Annotated in this window: 11 protein-coding genes and 2 tRNA genes; 4 read left to right on the top strand and 9 right to left on the bottom strand. The window is 63.9% G+C overall.

The genetic code is table 11. From position 1 onward, the window contains the following. Positions 1 to 113: 113 nt before the first annotated feature. From ACYOEI_RS09245 to polA, 6 genes are all read right to left on the bottom strand, one after another. The gene (locus tag ACYOEI_RS09245) at positions 114 to 1,472 is read right to left on the bottom strand and encodes a 30S ribosomal protein S1 (protein WP_462849135.1); all 1,359 of its coding nucleotides are present in this window, start codon (positions 1,470 to 1,472) and stop codon (positions 114 to 116) included. A 48-nt stretch (positions 1,473 to 1,520) separates the two neighbouring features. Beyond that, entirely contained in the window at positions 1,521 to 2,186 is a 666-nt protein-coding gene (locus ACYOEI_RS09240) for a DOMON domain-containing protein (protein ID WP_462849134.1), read from the bottom strand. A 39-nt stretch (positions 2,187 to 2,225) separates the two neighbouring features. Beyond that, complete coding sequence (gene ribH, locus ACYOEI_RS09235; RefSeq protein ID WP_462849133.1) at positions 2,226 to 2,714, bottom strand: 6,7-dimethyl-8-ribityllumazine synthase; 489 nt, start codon at positions 2,712 to 2,714, stop codon at positions 2,226 to 2,228. 163 nt (positions 2,715 to 2,877) lie between these two features. Further along, positions 2,878 to 4,809, bottom strand: a complete 1,932-nt coding sequence (rho, locus tag ACYOEI_RS09230; protein WP_462849132.1) for a transcription termination factor Rho — start codon at positions 4,807 to 4,809, stop codon at positions 2,878 to 2,880. Positions 4,810 to 5,094: 285 nt separating this feature from the next. Continuing rightward, a complete protein-coding gene (coaE, locus tag ACYOEI_RS09225; RefSeq protein ID WP_462849131.1) occupies positions 5,095 to 5,865 on the bottom strand; it encodes a dephospho-CoA kinase in 771 nt (256 codons plus the stop codon). Between the two features lie 541 nt (positions 5,866 to 6,406). Then, positions 6,407 to 9,091: a DNA polymerase I gene (gene polA / locus ACYOEI_RS09220; RefSeq protein ID WP_462849554.1), complete on the bottom strand. Its 2,685-nt coding sequence runs from the start codon at positions 9,089 to 9,091 to the stop codon at positions 6,407 to 6,409. 413 nt (positions 9,092 to 9,504) lie between these two features. Between polA and ACYOEI_RS09215 the strand changes: the two genes are divergently transcribed. Beyond that, positions 9,505 to 11,094 carry a coiled-coil domain-containing protein gene (locus ACYOEI_RS09215; protein ID WP_462849129.1) on the top strand — a complete coding sequence of 530 codons (1,590 nt, stop codon included), beginning with the start codon at positions 9,505 to 9,507 and terminating at the stop codon, positions 11,092 to 11,094. Positions 11,095 to 11,353: 259 nt separating this feature from the next. On the opposite strand, the gene ACYOEI_RS09210 is transcribed toward ACYOEI_RS09215, so the two are convergent. Both ACYOEI_RS09210 and ACYOEI_RS09205 read right to left on the bottom strand, forming a co-directional pair. Continuing rightward, positions 11,354 to 12,502, bottom strand: a complete 1,149-nt coding sequence (locus ACYOEI_RS09210; protein ID WP_462849128.1) for a citrate/2-methylcitrate synthase — start codon at positions 12,500 to 12,502, stop codon at positions 11,354 to 11,356. Between the two features lie 623 nt (positions 12,503 to 13,125). Further along, the gene (locus ACYOEI_RS09205; RefSeq protein ID WP_462849127.1) at positions 13,126 to 13,719 is read right to left on the bottom strand and encodes a GbsR/MarR family transcriptional regulator; all 594 of its coding nucleotides are present in this window, start codon (positions 13,717 to 13,719) and stop codon (positions 13,126 to 13,128) included. A gap of 391 nt (positions 13,720 to 14,110) precedes the next feature. On the opposite strand from ACYOEI_RS09205, the gene ACYOEI_RS09200 reads away from it, so the two are divergent. The 3 genes from ACYOEI_RS09200 (at position 14,111) to ACYOEI_RS09190 (ending at position 14,703) form a co-directional block, all read left to right on the top strand. Further along, positions 14,111 to 14,275 (top strand): type II toxin-antitoxin system antitoxin, encoded by a 165-nt coding sequence (locus tag ACYOEI_RS09200; protein ID WP_462849126.1) that lies wholly within the window; start codon positions 14,111 to 14,113, stop codon positions 14,273 to 14,275. Between the two features lie 161 nt (positions 14,276 to 14,436). Beyond that, positions 14,437 to 14,509: transfer RNA gene (locus tag ACYOEI_RS09195), tRNA-Asn, on the top strand. A 121-nt stretch (positions 14,510 to 14,630) separates the two neighbouring features. Beyond that, positions 14,631 to 14,703 (top strand) — tRNA-Asn (locus tag ACYOEI_RS09190). A 164-nt stretch (positions 14,704 to 14,867) separates the two neighbouring features. Here the strand turns inward: ACYOEI_RS09190 and ACYOEI_RS09185 are convergent. Further along, a complete protein-coding gene (locus tag ACYOEI_RS09185; RefSeq protein WP_462849125.1) occupies positions 14,868 to 16,148 on the bottom strand; it encodes a DUF2268 domain-containing putative Zn-dependent protease in 1,281 nt (426 codons plus the stop codon). Between the last annotated feature and the right edge of the window lie 798 nt (positions 16,149 to 16,946).

Genomic DNA, 16,946 nt, shown 5'->3' with positions numbered 1-16,946 from the left:
ATCTTCATGTGGACTTACGCAAGCGTATTCGGTCTCCTTCACGAGGCAGGGCCGGGCTGAAAACAGCCCGGCCCTGTGTCTTTTCGTGATGAGAGAATCGGATCGGCGGAAACTCACTCCGGGCTCGAAGGCCCGAAGAGGTTGCTGCCGCCTCCGCCGAGGCCGCCTTTGAGCGGGGTCTTCCGCTCGGGCTTGGGGGGCTGCGGGGTCTCGTCCTCTTCCTCCTCCACCACGGCCTCGACCGGTGCGACGGTCGGGAGCGGGCGGAGGGAGAGGGAGATCTTCTTGGCGTCGGATTCGACCTTCAGGATCCGGACCTCAACCTCTTGCTCGGGCTTGACGATGTCGGCGACCCGTCGGACCCGGTTCGGAGAGAGCTCCGAGACGTGCACGAGCCCTTCGATCCCGGGCTCGAGCTCGACGAAGGCTCCGAAGTCCATCAAGCGAGTCACTTTGCCGGGGACGACCATTCCTCGCGTGTAGTTCTCGTCGACGCGGTCCCAAGGGCTCGGGGTGAGTTGTTTGAGGCCGAGGCTGACCTTGCTCGTCTGGCGGTCGATCTTGAGGATCTTGACCTGGACGCTCTGGCCGACCTTGAGGACGTCTCCGGCGTTCGTGACTCGCGACCAGCTCATCTCGCCGACGTGGATCAGGCCGTCGACCCCGCCGAGGTCGACGAAGGCCCCGAAGTCCTTGATCGATCGGACGAGCCCCTCGCGGACCTGGCCCTCCTCGAGAACGGCCCAGGTCTTCTCCTTCTGTTCTTCGCGTTCACGTTCGAGCAGGTCGCGCCGGGAGACGACGAGGTTGCGTTCCCGCTGGTTCGCCTCGGTGACCACGACGCGGAGGCGCTGGTTGACGTAGACCGACGCATCCTCGACCCGGTTGATGTCGATCTGGCCGATGGGGAGGAACCCGCGGATCCCGTCGACGTCGACGTCGACCCCGCCCTTGTTCGTCTTGGTGACGCGAGCCTCGACGATCAGGCCTTTCCGGAGGTTTTCCCAGTTGGCCTCGACCGCCGCGCCCTTGAGCGACAGGATGAGCAGGCCCTCATCGGTGTCGAAGTGGTCGACGACGACTTCGACCATGTCGCCGGGCTTCGGGATGTTCTCCCCGAATTGGTCGAGGGGGACGATCCCCTCGCTCTTGGCCCCGAGGTCGAAGAAGACGCTCTTGCCCCGGACCGCGACGACCTTGCCTTGCTGTGGCCCTTGTCGCGTCTCCTGGCCCCGCCCCCCCTTGGGAGCGTGGCCTCGTCCATTCTCGCGGGTACGTGACGAGGGGACGTCGAACTTCGAGGAGTCGAATCCGGCGAGTGCGGCCTCGAGCTCGGCCTCGAGCTGCTCGTCCCACTGTCGCTTCAGGGGGACCTCGCCCGAGGGACGTATCGGCCCTCCCGAAGTTACCGCGTCAAGCGCGGCATTGATGGCGTCGTCGGGATTCGGCTTGTTCGTTGAGGCGTCTGACATTGGGGAAGGTCCAGTGATCTCGACAAGGGATGCGGGCCGATTTCGGCCCTAGTCACGCAGCTCGAGGGTCGCCCAGAGACTCGGGTTCTCGCCCACGGGGAACTCCCGCCCGACCCCGAGGAACTGGTCCGTGAGGTCGGGATCGGACACCTGGTAGGCGAACCCGAGTCGTCGATTGGTCTCGGGGTCGAAGCCGTGGAGCGCCTCGGCCGAGAAGAAGATTTCGATGCGCCAGCCGTCGCGAGTGCGCTCGGCCTGGGAGCTGATGGTATTGGCGCGGGGGACGGGGGGCTCGGCGACGGCCCGAGAGATCGTGCGCCGGGCGACTTCGACGCTCAGGCTCGATCGAGGACTCGCCGCGGTCAACTTCGCGTCGAACCGGTGGCAGAACTTCGTGGCTCGGCTGACGTTCCTCGTGTCTCGGGTGTCGACCCAAACTCGGAGCCCATCCATCCCCTCCAGGCGGTCGCCGATGCCTGCCTTGCTCGACGTCCCCTTTGCCTCGACCTGGACGGCCAGGCCCTCGACATTCCAGGCGACGCGGACGTCCGCCCAGGAACTCCGGTCGTCGAGCGGAGTGAAGTCCGGCATCGAGCACGAAGCGGGGAGGTCGAGGAGCCTTCCCTTGGTGCCCGCCTTCGGGATCCCGTCGACGCGAGTGCAAGGCACGGCGAGGCGGAACCAGAACGCCTGGGGCAGCAGTTGTGTCGACATCGATTTCGCTCCCTCAGTCTTGCCGGGTGCCGGGTTCCGTCAGCTCTTGGGGTTCCCTTCCACGGCCTTGATTCGTCCTAGCAAGTTGACCATCTCGATGGCCGCCATCGCGGACTCGGCCCCTTTGTTTCCCGCCTTCAGGCCCGAGCGGTTGAGGGCCTGTTCGACCGTTTCCGTGGTCAGCACGCCGAAGATCACGGGGACCCCCGTGGCGATCCCCGTCTGCATGACCCCGGCGGCAGCCTGCCCCGCGACGTGGTCGTAGTGGCCCGTCTCGCCTCGGATCACGCAGCCGAGGCAGACCACGGCCACGTACCGGCCGCTCTCGGCCAGGGTGCGGGAGACGAGCGGGATTTCGAACGAGCCGGGCACCCACGCCACGTCGAGCCGGTCCTCGGCGATTCCGAGGCGAATGAAGCCGTCGCGGCATCCCGCCAGCAAGGCCTCGGTCACCGTGGAATTAAACCGAGCGACCACGATCGCGAATCGGCCGGAGGGCGGGGAGAAGTCCCCTTCAAAGGTCGTCATAAGGTGGTCTTGGCGTCGTGAGATTCGAGGTCTTGAGTCGGGCGTCGTCCTCGTTCGTGACGGGGGCGAAGCCTCGAAACCGGGAGACGACACGTCCGGACGGCCCGGACCGTGTTCGGTCCTGGGCCGTCCGGGGTTGTCCGAGAGATCCGCCCGAAGCGGATCAGGACAGGTTCATGCTCATCAGGAACTCGGCGTTGGTCTTCGCCTTCCGCATCCGGCCCGTGAGGAGCTCCATGGCTTCGACCGGGTTCATGTCGTTGAGGACGCGGCGGAGGATCCAGACGCGACGGAGTTCCTCGGGGTCCATCAGCAGCTCCTCGCGCCGGGTCCCCGAGCGATTGACGTCGATGGCCGGCCAGACCCGCTTATCGACCAGGCGACGGTCGAGGTGCAGCTCCATGTTGCCGGTGCCTTTGAATTCCTCGAAGATCACGTCGTCCATCCGGCTCCCGGTGTCGACCAGGGCGGTGGCGAGGATCGTGAGGCTGCCCGCCTCTTCAATCTTGCGGGCGGCCCCGAAGAACCGCTTGGGCTTCTGGAGGGCCGAGGCGTCGATACCGCCGGTGAGGATCTTGCCCGAGTGCGGGGCCTCGGTGTTGTAGGCGCGGGCGAGCCTCGTGATCGAGTCGAGCAGGATCACGACATCCCGGCCGTACTCGACCATCCGCTTGGCCTTCTCGATCACCATCTCCGCGACCTGGATGTGCCGCGAAGCCGGCTCGTCGAAGGTCGAGCTGATGACCTCGGCGGTCGGCCCCTTCACGGACCGCTCCATGTCGGTGACTTCTTCCGGACGCTCGTCGATCAGGAGGACCATCACGTAGGCGTCGGGGTGGTTCGTCAGGACGCTGTTGGCGATCTTCTGGAGGAGGATGGTTTTACCCGTCCTCGGTGGCGCGACGATCAGCCCACGTTGGCCCTTGCCGATGGGGGTCACCATGTCGACGACCCGCATGTTGATCTCATCCGGGCCCGTCTCGAGCTGGATCCGGCCGAGCGGGTGGAGCGGGGTGAGGTCGTCGAAGCCGACCTTCTCGCTCAAACGGTCGGGATCCTCGTAGTTGATTGCCTCGACCCGGAGGAGGGCGAAGTAACGCTCGTTCTCCTTGGGGGGGCGGATCTGCCCGGCGACGATCGCCCCGGTCTTGAGCCCGAACCGGCGGATCTGGCTCGGCGAGACGTAGATGTCGTCGGGGCAGGGGAGGTAGTTGTAGTCCGGGCTGCGGAGGAAGCCGAAGCCATCGGGGAGGACTTCGAGTGTCCCCTCGCCGAACATCAGGCCGTTCTGCTTGACCCGTTCCTTCAGGATCTTGAAGATCAGGTCCTGCTTCTTCAAGCCGGTGTATTCGACGACGCCCTCGGACTTGGCGGTCCGGATAAGCTGCGGCATCGTCATCTTCTGGAGCTCGGTGAGGTGGATCTCACCGCGCTTGATGTCTTCATAACGGTCGTGGATCGCGGCGTCGCCAAAGACATCCTCCTCCTCGTCGGGGAGGTTGGTGCCCAGGGGGCTTGCGGGGGCGCTCGCCGGCGGAGCGGCCGAGATGGGCTCACGCTCGATGCGAGGGGCCGGGGTGAATTCCCGATCGCGGTCCCGATCCCGATCCCTGTCGCGGTCTCGATCGCGGTCTCGCGAGGGGATGGTCGGTTCACGTTCGCCGCGCTCTCGGCTCGAGACCGCCAGGTCGTGGTCGCGGACTCGCTCGCGGGACGCCGCAACGCCGTCTCGTTCCGCCCTCACGGGGCCGCCGGCTACTTCGCGGTCGCTGCGGTCGCTACGATCCCGGAGTCGCTCGCGGACGGGAAGTCCCACTTCACGCTCACGCTCACGGACGTATCGGATCGGCTCGCGGTCGGCGGGGCGCTCCTGGGGATACGGCTCGCGCTCGATTCGTTCGCGGTAATCGTTGGTGACGACCGGCGGATCGACCGGTTCGGGCGTGGACGTGTTCGAGACGGGAGGGGTGGGGCCGGTTCCGTTCGAGTGGTCGGCGGCGGTCGAGGCGGGGGCCGGGCCTCCCGTAGACGAGGCGGCCTTGCGGATGCGGGAAGTGCTGGAGGACTCCCGGCGGGGGCGAGTCTCGTTGGCCATGGCGTTCGATTCTCCTCGTTCGAAATCTAGCGTTTTCGAAGTCGCGGTCAGCCGCCGGGCTACGGTTCGAGCCTCGGTTCGGGACCGACCGCGCGGGAGGACATCGAATCGTCCGGCCGCGCGGATGAAGGGGTCATGAGAGGCAGGTGAAGCGCTCGGGCATCACGGGCGCAAGTCAACGGGTCGGGCGGAACATACTCATCGAAAGAGTCGCAAGGCAGAATTTGGGGCGAAGCGGGGCGAGGGATCCGTTCATTTCCTCCGGTCGGCGATGGGTGGGTCGCGTCAAGTCTCGCGGGGTGTCCGGGGAGAGAGGCCGCGGGCCCCTGCGGGGCCCCCTCGGGGGGGCTCGGAGGGTCGTCGCGCCAGGCCGGGGAGGGACTCCCAGAATCGTCCTAGGCTGTGTTCCAAGGCGCCGGCATCGGCGTCATTGGCGATGACGACGTCGGCCTTGCTCCGTTTTTTCTCGGCGGGCCACTGCGACCGCTCGCGGGCGAGGAGCGTCTCTTCGGTCCAACCGCGCTGGGCTAGCAGGCGGGCCAGCCGTTGGTCCCGGGGGGTGTCGATGTAGACGACCCGGTCGCAGAGGTTTTCCCAACCCGCTTCGAGCAGGATCGCCGCGTCGAGGACGATCGCGAGGGCCTGGCCGCGCCGGACCGTCCGCGCGATGGCACGCTCGAACGTCCGACGCATCTTCGGATGTACGATCGTTTCGAGGTCCGCGAGCGCCGAAGGCGAGGCGAAGACGATCGCGCCGAGCGCCCGGCGATCGATCTCCGGGGGCTCTCCCGAAGCGGTTTCGGGCGAAAGGATCCCGGTGCCGAAGCGGGCGATCACCTCGTCACGGACCGGTCGCTGATTGATAAGGGCATGCCCGACCGCGTCGGCGTCGATCACGAACGCTCCGCGGGCCGCCAACGACGCCGAGGCCGCACTCTTGCCGGCGCCGATCTCGCCGATCACCCCGATCACGGGGATTGCGCCATGCTTCCAGGGGCCGGAAGGGCGAGACGGGCCAGGGCGCGAGCGAGTTGTCCGACGAGACCGCGAGTTCATGAACATCCTCGACTAACCTTGAGTCGAGCCGCGACGGCGATCATTCCGGACACGGATCCAAGCACTTACCCACCGCCGAGGGCGACGGCGCCCATTCTGAGCGGCGACAAGTGACACCCCACGGTCGCTCGGGACTTCGCGTGATGGCGCAGAGACCATCCCGAGTGAACCGGGATCCTGTCCAGGACGGGTGGATTAACGAAACGTTTGGGGTACGGGTCGGATCGGGGCCAGGCGGTGGGTTCCCGAGGGTATTACGTCGCCGATCCTTCTCGCCCGAGGCGTTCCACGGCTCGCACAGGCCGTAGAGGGAAGGAATCGGAACCGTGAAGGGGCAGACACAATGCGAGAGCGGATCTCTGATAGACGACTCAATCGTTTATACGCCATCCTCCGTATTTCTGCAACGGGTTTCATCGGACGTGGTTCATTTTTCCCACCAACAGTTCGAATCGAATCCTCACGCAAAGAGCCGCCAGGAAATCGCTCGTTCGACGCTCGCCCGGCCTCGATTCGGGCGTCGCGCCGAGGGTGCCATTCGTCATGCGACGGGACCTTCGGCGATGGCCTCGACGTCGAGCCAGTTCGGGCCGGCCGCGAGGTCGACGCGGAGCGGGACCTTGAGGTCCAGGGCCCGGGTCATGGCCTCGCGGACCAGGATTGCGAGCGAGTCGATTTCCTGCCGAGGTGCCTCGAAAACAAGCTCGTCGTGGATCTGGAGGAGCATCCGCGCCTGCAGTCCCTCCTCGCGGATCCGGCGGTCGACGTCGAGCATCGCGCGCTTGATCAGGTCGGCCGCCGAACCCTGGATTACGGTGTTCACGGCCGTGCGTTCGGCGAGGTTGCGGTTGCGTCCCGTCGTATTTTTGATGCCGTTGATCGGGCGGCGACGGCCGAGGATGGTCTCGACCCGGCCCGTTGCGAGCGCCTCTTCGAGCGTCCGCGTGATGAACGCATCGACGCCCGCGTATTCCTGGAAGTAGGCGTCGATGAACGCCGAGGCGTCCGACTGCGAGATCCCCAGCCGGCTCGCGAGCCCGAATGGGCTCAGGCCGTAGATCACGCCGAAGTTGACCGTCTTGGCGACGCGCCGCATCGCGTCGTCGACCGACGACTCGGAGACCTGGAAGATTCGCGAGGCGACCACGCTGTGGATGTCGTGGTCCTCGGCGAACGCCCGAGTCAACGCCGGGTCGCCGGAGAAGTGGGCGAGGATCCGGAGCTCGATCTGCGAGTAATCGGCCGTCAGCAGCGACCACCCCTCGAAGCCTGGGACGAAGGCTTGCCGGATCTGCCGGCCGTCCTCGGTGCGTACCGGGATATTCTGCAGGTTTGGGTCGCTCGAGCTGAGCCGGCCGGTGGCCGCGACCACCTGGTTGAACGAGGCGTGGACCCGGCCGTCGCCGGGGTGCACGAGTGCGGGCAAGGCGTCGAGATACGTGCTCTTGAGCTTGGTCAACTGGCGATGCTGGATGAGCAGTCGGGGCAGGGGGTGTTTTGCCGCGAGCTCCTCCAGCACCTCCTGGGCGGTGCTCGGCTCTCCCCCCGGCGTCTTCTGGAGCGACGGGAGCTTCAACTCCTCGAACAGCACCTGGCGGAGTTGAGGACCGGAGCCGATGTTGAACGGATGGCCCGCGAGCTTGAAGATTTCGGCTTCGATGGTCTCGAGCCGACCCGCGAAATCGGCCGAGAGCCTCTCGAGCATCGGGACGTCGACCTTGATCCCCGCCGTCTCCATCCGCGCCAGGACCGAGACGAGCGGCCTCTCGAGATCGGCGTAGAGATCCCAGAGCCCGTCTTCCCGGACCTTGGGCGCGAGGATCGACTCGATCCGCCAGGTCGCGTCGGCGTCCTCGCCGGCATAGTACGCGACCTTGGAGACCTCGACCCGGTCCATCGTGATCTGGGTCTTCCCTTTGCCGATCAGGTCGGTGATCGGGACCATGGCGTGGTCGAGGAGCCGGTGCGAGAGTTGGTCGAGGTTGTGGTTACGCTCGCCACTCTCGAGCAGGTAGCTCAGGACCATCGTGTCCGTGATCGGGCCGCCGATCTCGATCCCGGCTCTCTGGAGCACGAGCATGTCGTACTTGAGGTTCTGGCCGATCTTCTCGGTCGAGGTATCGGTCAGGATCGGCCGGAGGGCCTCGAGCGTCTTCGAGGCGTCGAGCGTCTGGTCCGTCGCGGGGCCGAGGACCGGGAGGTAATAGGCAACCCCAGGTTCCCAGCAGAACGAGAGGCCGACCAGATCGGCACGCAAAGGGTCGACCGCTGTGGTCTCCGTATCGAGGCAGAACCGGGGCTGCTGGCCGAGCGCGTGGATGAAGTCGGCCAGGCGCTCGGGCGTGTTCACGAGTCGGTAATCGGCGACCCAGTCCCTCGGTGGCTTGGCTTCGTCCTCGGGCAATTCGGCGAGGAATCGATGAAACCCGGACTCGACGCAGAGGGCCTTGAGCGCCTGTACGTCCGGCTTGGCGAGCCGAAGGGCGTCCCAGTCGAGGTCGAGCTCGAGGTCGTCGCGGAGGACGACGAGGGTCTGGGCCCGTCTCGCGGTCTCGGCGAACTCGCGGAGATTCTCCTTGCGCTTCGCGCCGGAGACCTTGTCGACGTTCTTCAAGAGGTTTTCGAGGTCGCCGAACTCCTCGAGCAGCTTGGCTCCGGTCTTCAGCCCGATGCCAGGGACGCCGGGGATGTTGTCGGACGTGTCGCCGGTCAGGGCGAGGAGGTCGACGATCTGGGCCGGGGTCACGCCCCATTCGGCCTTCAACCCTTCGACGTCGAGAAACTTCTGAGTCCGGAGGTTGAGGATACGCGTCTGATCGTCGAGCAACTGCCGGGCATCTTTGTCCGCCGTGCAGATCACGACGTCGAGCCCGCGCTCGGTGGCCCGGCGGGCCACCGTGGCGATGACGTCGTCGGCCTCGTTCCCCTCCGAGAGAAGCACAGGGACTCGAAACCCCTCGAAGACGCGGCGGATGACATCGATCTGCGGGACGAGATCATCCGGCATCGCGGCCCGCTGGGCCTTGTATTCCGGCAGGATCTCGGAGCGGAACACGGGCCGCCCGCCGTCGAATGCGGCGGCGAGATAGTCCGGCTTACGGTCGCGTATGAGGTTGAGCAGGTCGCGATAAATCCCGAAGACCGCCTGGGTCGGCTGCCCGCTCGGTCCCGTCATTAATGGGATGGCGTGAAAGACCTGGTAAATTAGAGAAAACGAGTCAAGAATATAAATCGTAGGCTTCGACTTCGACTTGGACCGAGGAGGCGGAGCCGGGTCGAGAAAATTCGACTGATGGGGATCGTGGTCGGTCATGGAAAAAGGAAGAAGGGATATGTGCCGGATTGAGGGGCGTCGAGGCAGGCTCGAGCGACCTTCACAGGGTATGTTGCCTCTGGGATAGTGTCAAGGGTTTGGCGAACTCGACATCCATTCAGGGATCCTCTCTCCCCCTGACAGGCGTCGTCGTATGGCAGGTCCGCAAAAGGGAACTTTCGGCGCGATTTTTCGTCCAAGTGTCAGGACTTCGAAGGTTTTTCTCGTCTTCTCCCGACATCGGCCGTCTCATGTGACATAGTTTCTGCAAACCGGTGGATCGACGGCGAAGTGCGCTCGAGGTCCCTCGGAGGGAGTGCTGACCTATGGCTGCTGCTAACGAGTCACAAGGGCTCAAGATCGCCGTGGCGGCATTCGTGTCGCTGACGGTTATCTTGGCCGTCACATCGTACTTCCTCTTCTCGAACTACTCGGACGCTACGGAGAAGCTCTCCGCCTCCGAAGATAATTTGAGAAAGTCGAAAACCGCGGAAGGCCTCATCCTCAAGCAATACGAGGAGCTGAAGGGCAACATCGGCTCGCGTGCCGAGGAATACGAAGCCGTCAAGGGCGAGATCAAGGCCGCCAACGACAAGATCAACAAGGAAATCGGCGAGATCGGCCCGATGGTGGTCGAGATGGTCGGCAAGGTCCAGGCGGCGGGGGGTAACAGCCCGGCCCTGGAAGAGGTGAAGAACACGGCCCAGAGCCTCCTGGCGTCGTATCAGGGCGAGCCGAACAAGAACTTCATCTCGTCGCTGGCCCGCGTCACCGACATGCTCAAGAACCAGGCGAGGCTCACCACGTCCGTCGCCCTGGCATACGTCGACCAAAGGCGTAGCCTTGAGTCGGTCAACATCGTGAACAAGCAGCAGCTCGACGTCGAGGCGAAGGCCAAGAGCCAGGCCCAGGCCGATGTGGCGAGCGAGCACACCAAGCACGACCAGGCCCGTGCCGACCTGCTGGCCAAGATCGACCTCTACCAGACCGAAATCAACAACAAGGCGACCGAGATCGCCACCCTCAACACTCAGCTCCGCCAGTTGCGGGAAGACTCGACCAAGAAGCAGTCCGACCTGCTCAACATCGTCCGCGAACACCAGGACGCCAAGGCGCAAGTGGAGACGATCCTCGACCGTCCGGACGGTCGGATTACCTTCGTGGACTACAACCGAGGTGAGGTCCGCACCAACCTTACCCACAGCATGGGGGCACGCCCCCAGATGAAGCTGACGATCTTCGACACCGGCTCACCCGGCATCCCGACCGAGCGGCCGAAGGGGACGATCGAACTGACGTTCGTCGGCGACAATTACAGCCTGGGCAAGATTACCAAGACCATGAATCCGGTCGAACCGATCCGCCTCGGGGACATCGTCTACTCGCCGGCCTGGTCGCCGAACGAGCCGATGCGGTTCGCGCTGATCGGTAAGATGGATGTCAACCGCGACGGGAAAGACGATCGTGCGGACCTGATCCGCATGATCACGGCCGCCGGTGGCATCGTCGACTACGACCTGCCGCCTCCCTTCATCGGCAAGGAGCAAGGCAAGCTCACCGGCCGCGACGCCTGGTACATCACCGACGATCGCCAGCCGCTGCGGAACTATGAACGCGACACCGAGGACCAGAGCACGGTCGAATACGCCGACTTCCTCAAGAAGCGCTCTGTGGCGATCCGTGAGGCCCGCGACAACGGCGTCCGTCCGATGCGGATCGAGCGCCTCCTGGCCTACCTCGGGTTCGACTACAGTGCGCCGATCCGGGGCCGTGTCGAGGCCGTCGACCGCTCCCTGATCAAGAACCTGGGGCGGGCCCGCCAAGACGCGACCAAGAAGGCCGAGACCCCCGCGGCTCCTGCCGAAGAGGGAGCGACTCCCGCGACCGAGGACATGCCGAAGGAAGAGGAGAAATGACCCGGAACGCAGACCCGGTCGCCTGATCCGCGTCCCGGATGTTCTCCTGGTATTTCGACGTTCCGAAGACGAATCAGAGCCTCGCACGGACCGACGTTCGCGCGAGGCTCTGCCGTTTTCTTGGCCTCAAGGGGCCGGGCAGGAAGTCCGTTCGCCAGGAGCAGAGGACGACGAACGGGACGTCAAATAGCACGACCCGGCGGGCCTTGGGGCACGCCGGGTCGTTTCATGAGGTCGGTGCGAAGCCGACGCGCGGGTCTCAACGCTCGGCGATGGGCTTGATGTGGCGGTTCGGCGGGCCGATGTAGCGAGCCCTGGGGCGCATCAGTCGGTTGTGGTCGAGCTGCTCGATGATGTGCGCCGACCACCCGGCCACGCGTGCCATCGCGAAGATTGGCGTGTAGAGCTCGATGTCCAGGTTCATGTAGTGATACAGGCGCGCGCTCGGCCAGTCGACGTTGGGGGGCAGGTTCTTCTGCGTCGTCACGGCCTGTTCGATCGGCTCGGCGATCCGTTCCCAGCGGTCGTCGCCCACCTCGGCCGCCAGCCGGGTACAGAACTCCTTGAGGATCCGGGAGCGAGGGTCGCCGGTCTTGTAGACGCGGTGCCCGAAGCCCATGATCCGCTCCTTGCGGGCCAGGGCATCCTGGATCCAGCGCTCGGCGTTGTCGGGTGACCCGACTTGCTCGAGGACCTTCCAGGCTTCTTCATTGGCGCCGCCGTGGAGCGGCCCCTTGAGCGTCCCGATCGCCGCGACGATCCCCGAATAGATGTCGGAGAGCGTCGAGACGGTGACGCGTGCCGAGAAGGTCGAGGCGTTGAGCTCGTGTTCGGTGTAGAGGACGAGCGAGAGGTCGAACGCGCGCCGCATGGTCTCGGACGGGACCTTGCCGTTGACCATGTTCAGGAAGTTGGCGGCGTGATCGAGATCATCGCGGGGCTCGACCAACGGGAGCCCGTTGACGATCCGCTCGCGGTAGGCGACCGCGGTGGCCATCTGCGCGATCATCCGCTCGGCCTTCCGCACGTTGGCGGCGTGGTCGGACGGAGGGGCGTTGACGTCGGGGTCGAAGTGGGCCAGGACGCTGACCGACGTCCGCAAGACGTCCATCGGATGGTTCGTGTCGGGAATCTTGCGATACAGGTCGATCAGGGCTTCGGGCAAGCTGCGGGCCGAGCGGAGCCGGGCGTCGAACTCGCGTAGTTGCGTGACCGAGGGGAGGTCGCCGTGGAGGAGCAGGAACGCCGTCTCTTCATACGAGACCGACTGGGCCAGATCCTCGATCCGATACCCGCGATACTCAAGCCCGCCGTCCCCTTCCTTTCCCTCGAGGTTGGCGATCGCCGTCTCATTGGCGACCACCCCCTCAAGGCCGGGGCGGTATTGATCCTCCGACACAGTGCTCATACAGAACTCCGCTTGAGGTTAGCCCGGAACGCGACGCGGGCCACGGGATGCCGGTTGGCGAGGGTGTTTCGGACGAGGCCCGGAGGGTCATCAACACGATGTCAATGGTCCGGACTGATTGGCCGCTCGTCTTCGGACCGAGGTCAGGAGTGAAGGGGGGGATTCGGCTTTCGAAAAGCTAGCCGATGTCTCGACCGTCGTCAAAGAAAAGAGGGGCCGCGACTGCCGGGCGGATCGACGCCGGTATCGCGCTTCCCCTCCCGCTCGAGGCACCCCGACTCCAGGGTCTTGGGCTCGTGGTCCGAGTCTCGCGGTCCCTCGGCCGGTATGGCTCCGTCGCGACACTTCGATCCCTAAGTTTAGAGCAATCGAATCCCATCTTCCATGATCCTCCCCAAAAGAAATCAGGAAGCGACCGGGCCGATGGACAAGACCGTTACTCCCTATATTGTCGGAACTCGGGCCTTCAGCACTTCAGGTCGCCCGACGGTGTCAGGATCATGCGCCCCGAAGCAGTTACGTTCACGCGACCTCCGGAGGATCTTCCTCGGGGGCCGTCCCTGCCGGTCGGCAGTTCCCGATTCACTGAACCCTCGGCCGCGGGGAGCGGCATCCCGCCTCGACTATTGCGGGGGAGGAGCTTCCTCCGGGTCTCCGAGCAGGAGCTGGAGGTCCGCCAGGTCTTCGGTCTCCAGCTTGAGCATGCGGATGGCGAGCGAGTTGATCAGCCCGAAGAAATTCTGGAGTGCGGAGATCCGGGCCTCGAGGTCGTCCAACCCGGGCTCCTGTCGCACTTTCGCAACACTTTTCTGGAGCACGACGAGGGTCGGGTCGAGCTCGCGTCGTTTGCGTTCGGCGAGGATCCGACGGAAGAGCGTCCAGACGTCGGTCTCGGCGCGATAGAATTCGCGGCGTTCTCCTTGGCGGTGAATCTTGTGGACGACGCCCCAGGCCATCAACTCCCTGAGATTCATGCTGACATTGCCTCGAGAGACCTGGAGCCGCTCCCTGAGGTCGTCGGCGGTCCAGTCGGTCCCCGAGATATAGAGCAGGGCGAAAAGCTCGCCCATCGTGGAGTTAATTCCCCACGACCGCGCCATCATCCCCCAATGCTCGACGAACTGACGGATGATCTCCGACGTGCCCGAAGCCGCCTGCGGGTCGGCATGCTCGCCCGGTTCCCAGGTCTCCGGTCGTTCGTTGTCTTCCGTCGACATTTGGACAACCTCGGCCCTGACGTTTCGAGGATGCAACCTGGATGACTCAGCCCAGCAAGGACGATTCAGGATGGCTCGGACGGGCCCCGTTTCCCGTCCCGGGCCTCCCCACGAGGGGTCGGTTAGAAATTCGGGAAAGCGACGGGAAAAAGGGGGGCGGGCCTCGCGTCTCCGCCTTCAGACGGAGTGTTGTAAGCATTCTCGCGCCGCCGGACAACCGAAATCGGAAGCTTCCCTCTCGCGATCGGGAAAATGCCGAGGGCTCTGGAGAGTTTTTCGGGTACAATGAGAGTGCATGCCCCATCGCGAGATTTGTCCGATGCGACCATGGGGCGTTGGTATCCACCGCCACCGTCGGACGATGTCTCCTTTGAGCTGAGGAGTTCTACCCATGCCTGAGACCGTGGTCCACTTCCAGATCCGGATGCCACCCGTCCTCCACGAACAACTGGCGAGTTGGGCGAAAGAAGACAAAGCCTCTCTCAACGCCCTGATCGTCGGGATCCTCGAGAAGGCGATCGAACAGCACGACGCCAAGACCGCGACCAAAGAGTGACGACGAGGCCGGCGGATCGCCTCGCCGCCCTTCTATTTCGGCGTTTGGTCTCCCGGCCACGTCCGAAGCAAGGGAATGCCCTCCTTCTGTAATTCATCCCCAAGTTTCGAAGATCTGCCCTTGAGTTCGTGGCCTTCATTCGCTATCCTCAACGGGCCGATTCCCCGATAGCTCAATCGGTAGAGCGAGCGGCTGTTAACCGCTAGGTTCTAGGTTCGAGTCCTAGTCGGGGAGTTTGTAAAGGGCCCGCGGCGATGAGCCGCGGGCCTTTTGCCTTCGGTCCGACTCGTGAGTTTCTTCAACCACTCGTCGGGCCAATCCAATCCTCAGTCGGCCTTTTGTCCCATCAATCCATTCCCCGATAGCTCAATCGGTAGAGCGAGCGGCTGTTAACCGCTAGGTTCTAGGTTCGAGTCCTAGTCGGGGAGTTTCCAAGGGCCCGCGGCGATGAGCCGCGGGCCCTTCGTTTTGACTCTGCCGATCGAGGCTTCTCAGGGCTTGTCAGGAAAGGTTACTGGGTCCTCGCAACCCGCGAGAGCCATGTGATACGGCTTCGGCTGAATGCTCGGACGTGCTTCGCTACTCGGCGGCCCTACTGGGCAGGCGTCTTCGAGGTCAATGCCGCCTTGTATTGGCCCTCTTCGATGAGTTGCATAAAGCGGTTGGTGTTCAGGAGCTCGTCGACGGCGTGTTTCTTGTCGGCCGCGCGTTCGTAGTAGGACTTGGAGAGGACGTATCCGAGCGTGTAGCCGAGATCCGCCGGGCGTCCATCGCGGCTGCCGTTATACATCCACTTCGAGAGGTCGGTCCCGTTCATCTCGTGCCGGAACTCGTCGAGGATATGGGCCTCGTGCTCACGGAAGTAACGCTGCCGCGTCCCCTCCGGCCCTGGCTTGGCCGAGGACAATTCCGTCAAGAAGTCGCAGGCCCCTTCTTCGAAGACCTTGCGGAGCAGGACGCCGCCGATCGGGTCGCGATAGCTTTGCTGGAAGTGCATCAACTCGTGCGTCAACGTGCCGGGGATCCCACCGGGGTCGCCGATCATCCTCTTGAGCCCGTCGGGCAACTCCTCCAGCGAGATACCATCATCTAATTTGTACATGTCAAGGCCGATAAAAACGCCCAGCTCCGTGACCGACCCCGCCGAATTGAGGACGCCGATCATCAAGTATCCATGGGGGAAAATCGCCCGGGGATAATGGGTCCGGAATCGTTTCATATTGGCAATCGTCTGCTCCTTGATCGAATCGAGTCGAGCGGGTTCGAATCGATCATAGAGAGCCTCGTAATACTTCGGATAGGTGACCAACGTCGTCTGGACCAGGTTGTCGACGCTCATGTAACGGTTCGCGTAATAATCCCGCAGGGCGGGCGACCCGCTCAGAATCCAGTCGCCGAAGATCTCCCTCGCGCGAGGACGGTCGTCGCGAGCCCGCTCGTAGGCCTTCCAAAACGCGACGGCGTCTTCCGTGTGGACCTGGAAGTGCTCGACGTCGCTCATTTGGTCTCGCAGACGCTTGATCCTTCCCTCGATCCCAGCCCACGCGGGATGGGATTTCAGACCCCCGAGGCTCGGATACTTGGTCACGACATTCGGGTTCTTCAACCCGTAATCGAACGCCTGCTCGAGGGCCCTGACCGCTTCCTCGGCATGGCCGCCATCGGCCCACGCGGAGGCCTCATACAACTTGAGAAGGGATGAGTGAAGGCGTTCATTACTGCTAGCGAACAGCTTTGCCAAATCGACGAACTGTTTTGCTTCGGAACGACGATCCAACTCTCCGCCGATCTTGGTGAAGTCGGGCAGTTCGCCAAGATCGGCCGCGTTGGCCGAGATCGCCAGCAAGCCTGTAAAAACAATAGATACGATCATGATGTTATGGAACTCGATCACGAGATTCGGGGCGATCGAACCAGGGTTGGGCGTTAGGATCGCCGATCCGGAAAGAAAAAACACCCTGTCGAGCCTACCAACCCGAGAAGGGCGGAGTCGAGGACGATGATCCGCACCTCGAGACATCCCCTCGAATTGCGGGTGTGCCGGGTGGGACTCGTCGAATCTCCGCGCGAAATTCTCCCGGCTCATGGGGCGAGATCGGAGCCGAAGTCATCCCGTGGGGTGAGCATCGCCCACCCGTCTTTCCCGGTGACGATCGAGGGCAGGAAAGTCGTCGACTCGCTCTGCCCTCAATTTGATGGCTAGTGACATCTACCGGGCCTTGCGGAACGCTGGGGGGCAGTGCCCACCCTACAAGGAGCCAGCACCGATTTCGCTTCATTACAACAGTTAACGCAGGCATATCGCACAAAGCGAACGGTTTCGCCCGAACATCAAGGCCATCGACCAATTCTTCTGTGTGCGATGCGGCTGAGAACCGCTGTAGCCATTCTTCCACCGCTCGTCCATGTCGGTATCGTCCGTCGTTCGAGCAATGGACATGAGAGTCTCCAGAGTCGTGTCCCACTCGGCGACGCGCTCGTCATCGGAGATCGGGAGCTTTTGGCCGGCCTCTTGGGGAGGCGGGCGGGCGAAAACGCGGGAATTGCGACCTTAGACGTATGAATTTGAGAGATTCATGAATTGGTAAGCAAGTGGAGGGATGCGAACAAACTTTGCGGAAACGATAGGATAACGACGAGCGGCCCTGCGGGGTAGTCCTAGGACTACCCC

Source organism: Singulisphaera rosea, from assembly GCF_054877945.1.
Note: the sequence above shows the minus strand (reverse complement) of the source record. Positions and strands in the feature narration are given on the sequence as shown.

Bases quoted from the DNA above. Each gene is read 5' to 3' on its own strand.
- ACYOEI_RS09245 (WP_462849135.1), bottom strand. From the start codon at position 1,472: ATGTCAGACGCCTCAACGAACAAGCCGAATCCCGACGACGCCATCAAT.
- ACYOEI_RS09240 (WP_462849134.1), bottom strand. From the start codon at position 2,186: ATGTCGACACAACTGCTGCCCCAGGCGTTCTGGTTCCGCCTCGCCGTG.
- ribH (WP_462849133.1), bottom strand. From the start codon at position 2,714: ATGACGACCTTTGAAGGGGACTTCTCCCCGCCCTCCGGCCGATTCGCG.
- rho (WP_462849132.1), bottom strand. From the start codon at position 4,809: ATGGCCAACGAGACTCGCCCCCGCCGGGAGTCCTCCAGCACTTCCCGC.
- coaE (WP_462849131.1), bottom strand. From the start codon at position 5,865: ATGAACTCGCGGTCTCGTCGGACAACTCGCTCGCGCCCTGGCCCGTCT.
- ACYOEI_RS09215 (WP_462849129.1), top strand. From the start codon at position 9,505: ATGGCTGCTGCTAACGAGTCACAAGGGCTCAAGATCGCCGTGGCGGCA.
- ACYOEI_RS09210 (WP_462849128.1), bottom strand. From the start codon at position 12,502: ATGAGCACTGTGTCGGAGGATCAATACCGCCCCGGCCTTGAGGGGGTG.
- ACYOEI_RS09205 (WP_462849127.1), bottom strand. From the start codon at position 13,719: ATGTCGACGGAAGACAACGAACGACCGGAGACCTGGGAACCGGGCGAG.
- ACYOEI_RS09200 (WP_462849126.1), top strand. From the start codon at position 14,111: ATGCCTGAGACCGTGGTCCACTTCCAGATCCGGATGCCACCCGTCCTC.
- ACYOEI_RS09185 (WP_462849125.1), bottom strand. From the start codon at position 16,148: ATGATCGTATCTATTGTTTTTACAGGCTTGCTGGCGATCTCGGCCAAC.